This is a genomic window from Pseudomonas sp. NPDC087639, assembly GCF_044743385.1.
Taxonomy (GTDB): Bacteria; Pseudomonadota; Gammaproteobacteria; order Pseudomonadales; family Pseudomonadaceae; genus Aquipseudomonas.
Window position 1 is genome coordinate 1 of sequence record NZ_JBIUWI010000136.1, and the last position, 4,090, is coordinate 4,090.

At 60.6% G+C, this 4,090-nt stretch carries 4 protein-coding genes; all 4 read right to left on the minus strand.

All coding sequences use genetic code 11. The features are described from left to right. Window positions 1–317, minus strand: a 317-nt coding sequence (locus ACIOVB_RS27040) for a hypothetical protein (protein ID WP_401272217.1), incomplete at its 3' end; no start/stop codon positions are given. Between the two features lie 350 nt (window positions 318–667). Then, entirely contained in the window at window positions 668–2,266 is a 1,599-nt protein-coding gene (locus tag ACIOVB_RS27045; protein WP_401272218.1) for an AAA family ATPase, read from the minus strand. A gap of 10 nt (window positions 2,267–2,276) precedes the next feature. Next, window positions 2,277–3,377 (minus strand): 3-dehydroquinate synthase, encoded by a 1,101-nt coding sequence (aroB, locus tag ACIOVB_RS27050; RefSeq protein WP_401272219.1) that lies wholly within the window; start codon window positions 3,375–3,377, stop codon window positions 2,277–2,279. 152 nt (window positions 3,378–3,529) lie between these two features. Next, complete coding sequence (gene aroK / locus ACIOVB_RS27055; protein ID WP_187679606.1) at window positions 3,530–4,048, minus strand: shikimate kinase AroK; 519 nt, start codon at window positions 4,046–4,048, stop codon at window positions 3,530–3,532. Window positions 4,049–4,090: the final 42 nt, after the last annotated feature.

Consider the following 4,090-nt stretch of genomic DNA (forward strand, 5'->3'; position numbering starts at 1 on the left):
ATGGTCTCGCGAGCGGCTTCGGCCTTGGCCGGAGCGTGAGGGAAGAAGACCATGCCCACGGCATATTGCTTGGGCAGTTCGACGCTGAAGGATTCCTGGGCACTGGCACGCAGGAACGCGTCAGGCTTTTGAATCAGCAGACCGCAACCGTCACCGGTCTTGCCGTCGGCATTAATCCCACCGCGGTGGGTCTTGCAGGTCAGGGCCTCAATGGCCGTTTGCAAAAGGGTATGACTGGGCTCGCCCTGCATGTGGGCTATCAGGCCGAAACCGCAGTTATCCTTGAATTCATCTGGTTGGTACAGACCTGCTTTCATAGACACTTTCTCACCAGGCTGCCTCTTTTCGAGGCAAATTTCTTTTCAATTCAACCACTTGCGATCCGCGCCGAACGTACGCCGGCTTAGCGGGGGCAAAAGGGTGGTCATTGTACACAGCGACACAGACGCTCACAAATTTGACGACGAAATGTCGCAAATCTATGTCGCATTTGTGAAAGGTTTAAAGCGATCTGCTGTGCTAGTCAAAACTTTTTTAATTTTGACTGCAACGACTCAAAGACTACTGTGACGCAGACACCACAAGGCACGCGGCCTGTAGAGGCGGCGCGCACTTGCGGAAATTTTGAGGTGCCTGGAGTGGCGGCCTGGGTAAGGCCGCCGAATCTTCAGCGAGTTGTTGCCAGTTCCTGTTGGACGCTGGCGACAGTGCGAGGCCAAGGTTTACCAGCCTGAACCTTCGCTGGCAAGGCCTTGATGGCAGAAACAGCCGCATCACGATTGGCGAAGTTGCCGTAGGTGATCACGTAGAGAGGCTTGCCGTTGAGGACTTTCTTGAAATAACGGTACTCGCCGCCCTGTTCCTTGACGAAGCTTTGCGCGGCCGCTTCGGAGCTGGTGCCGAGAATCTGCACCACGTAGTTGCTCGTCGGCTGACCGGCGTACCAGCTGCCACCGGCGGCTTTGGCCACGGTAACCGGCTTCTCGGCCGGTTTGGCGGCGGCGACTGGCTTGGCTGGCGCTGGCGCCGGTTTGGTCGATGGTGCTGGCGCTGCCGGAGCAGGCTTGGCAGTAGCGATCTGAGTCGGAGCAGGCACAGGTTTGGCCGCAGGCACTGGAACCGGCGTCGGTGCAGGCCCGGCTGGAACGCCCGCTGGTGGCGCCGAAGTGGTCACGGTTGGCGGCGTATCGCTGGAGCCTTCCAGTGGCACGCCGTCATCGCCTTCGGTGATTCCGCCAGCGGCTTCAGCCAACGGGCCGCGCATCACCGGTTGCGAATTGCCGACCAGCGGCAATGGCATGGGCTGCGTGTTGCCGGCGAACTCGACGTTCGGTGCAGCGCCATTGGCAGCGCCCTGGCCCAATGGCAGTTGTGCCTGTTCGTTGGCGGGTGCGCCGGTGGTTGGCGCCTTGTTGCGACCCGGCATCAACCAGGCGGCGGCGACCGCGACCACAACGACGGCGGAAATCGCCAATACGTGTTTCTTCGGCATGTTGAACCCCATACTTGGACGCTTGACCGCAGAGCGGCTGGCAATCATGACTTCTATCAGAGCATCGCGAGCGACCTGGTTGATGTTGCCCGGCCAACCCTCGGAGCTTTCGTGAATATCAGAGATCTGATCCGCGGTGAAAAGTTCGACACCCCGGCCGGCACCTTCCAGCCGTTGGTCGAGATACTCGCGGGTCTCTTCTTCGGTGTACGGCTGCAGTTCGATGACGTGGAAGCGCTCTTCCTCGAGGTGCAAAGCCTCGAGCTGAGCGATCAGCGACGACTCACCGAACAGGAACACATGCGGACGACCTTCCGGAGCGCCGGCACCCAGCGCCATCAGCGCTTCGAGAGCGGACTCGTCGAGTTGCTCGGCGTCATCCACCAGCAAATAGACTTCCTGGCCAGTCAGCGCGAGTTGCACCACCTGATCCAGAATCGCGCCGACTTCGGCCTGGGCCACGTTAAGCGCCTGAGCGACCTGACGCAGCACGCCCGCCGCATCGCCGGCACCGCGTGCGGAGACAACAACGCTCTGCACCGATTGCTTGTTGGTGCTGGCCACCAGTGCCTGACGCAGCAGCGTCTTGCCGCTGCCCTGCGGGCCGGTGACTACCAACAGCAACTGGCTGTAACGCGCCAGGTGATGCAGTTGACCCAGCACCGGTTTGCGCTGGGCCGGGAAGAACTTGAAGCCCGGCACCCGCGGAGCGAAGGGGTCGTGACTTAACTGGAAATGGCCGAGGAACGCCTCGTCGGCATGCAAACTAGTCATCGGAATCTTATTAACCTTTAAGCTGAGCCAGGGCGCGGTAATCCGCTCCCAGCGTGGCCTGTAGAACTTCTTTCGGATAATCGTCGGTCACTACCGCTTCACCCATCCGGCGCAGCAGCACCAGGCGCAGACGACCGTCGATCACTTTTTTATCAATAGCCATGTGTTCGAGAAAATCAGCTTCGCTCATCTCTATAGGCGGAACCACCGGCAGACCGGCGCGCTGGAACAGACGAATGCCGCGATCGCGCTCCTGTTCGCTGATCCAGCCCAGACGCGCAGACATCTCCAGCGCCATCACGGTGCCAGTCGCCACCGCTTCACCATGCAGCCAGACACCATAGCCCATGTGGGTCTCGATGGCGTGGCCGAAGGTGTGGCCGAGATTGAGCGTGGCACGTACGCCGGTTTCCTTCTCATCGGCGCCGACCACCGCAGCCTTGGCTGCACAGGAGCGCTCGATGGCATACGTCAGGGCTTTCTGGTCCAGCGCACGCAGGGCGTCAACGTTGTCCTCCAGCCAGGTCAGGAACGGCTCGTCGCAGATCAGGCCGTACTTGATGACTTCCGCCAAACCCGCCGACAGCTCACGCGGTGGCAGGGTCTTCAGGGACGCGGTGTCGATCAGCACCACGTTCGGCTGATAGAACGCGCCGACCATGTTTTTGCCCAGCGGATGGTTGATCCCGGTCTTGCCGCCCACCGACGAATCGACCTGGGACAGCAATGTAGTGGGGATCTGAATGAAATCGACGCCACGCTGGTAGCAGGCAGCAGCAAAACCGGCCATATCGCCGATCACGCCGCCGCCGAGGGCGATCACGGTAGTGCGGCGGTCATGACGAGCGGTCAGCAGACCGTCGAAGATCAGTTGCAGGGTTTCCCAGTTCTTGAAGGCTTCACCGTCCGGCAGCACCACGGAAATCACTGAGAACTGCGCAAGGCTGCGAGTCAGACGCTCGAGATAGAGCGGCGCAACGGTCTCGTTGGAGATGATTGCCACTTGCCGCCCATGGATATGCGGAGCCAGCAGCTCGGGCTGATCCAACAAACCTTCGCCAATATGAATCGGGTAGCTGCGCTCGCCTAGATCGACCTTGAGTGTCTGCATGTGTCCCCACAGTGAAGATGGAAGCAGGCGTCCTGCCCTGAATTATTGGTTATCTGCGGCCTATAGCGGGTATGACGCCGCTCGCACGCCCTCCGCCACAACCTCGCCGGGCTGTGACAGGACGCCGAGGATAGCGCATTTCGGGCGATGCTTTAACGGGGTGGAAGCTGCGCCAGGCGGTCGAGAATGTCGAGCACTACCATGCGCGGTGGCCGTTCATCGGTTTCCACTACCAGATCGGCGATTTCCCGATAGAGCGGATCACGTATTGCGAGGAGGTCGCGCAGGGTTTTCTCGGGATTGGCGGTGCGCAGCAGCGGCCGATTGCGATCGCGCGCCGTGCGGCCGACCTGCTGCTCGACGGAGGCGTGCAGATACACCACACGGCCGCCTTCATGCAGGGCCTTGCGGTTGGCGTCACGCATTACCGCGCCACCGCCGGTCGCCAGCACCACGCCGTCGAATCCGCACAGTTCGGCGATCATCGCCTGCTCACGGTCACGAAAGCCGGGCTCGCCTTCCTTGTCGAAGATCCACGGGATATTGGCGCCCGTGCGCAGTTCAATTTCCTTGTCGGAATCTTTGAACGGCAGGCGCAGCTCTTTGGCCAGCAACCGGCCGATGGTGCTTTTTCCAGCGCCCATCGGTCCTACAAGAATCAAATTTCGCACAGAATCAACGACTCACAGCAATCGCCTGGTTATTCATGATCC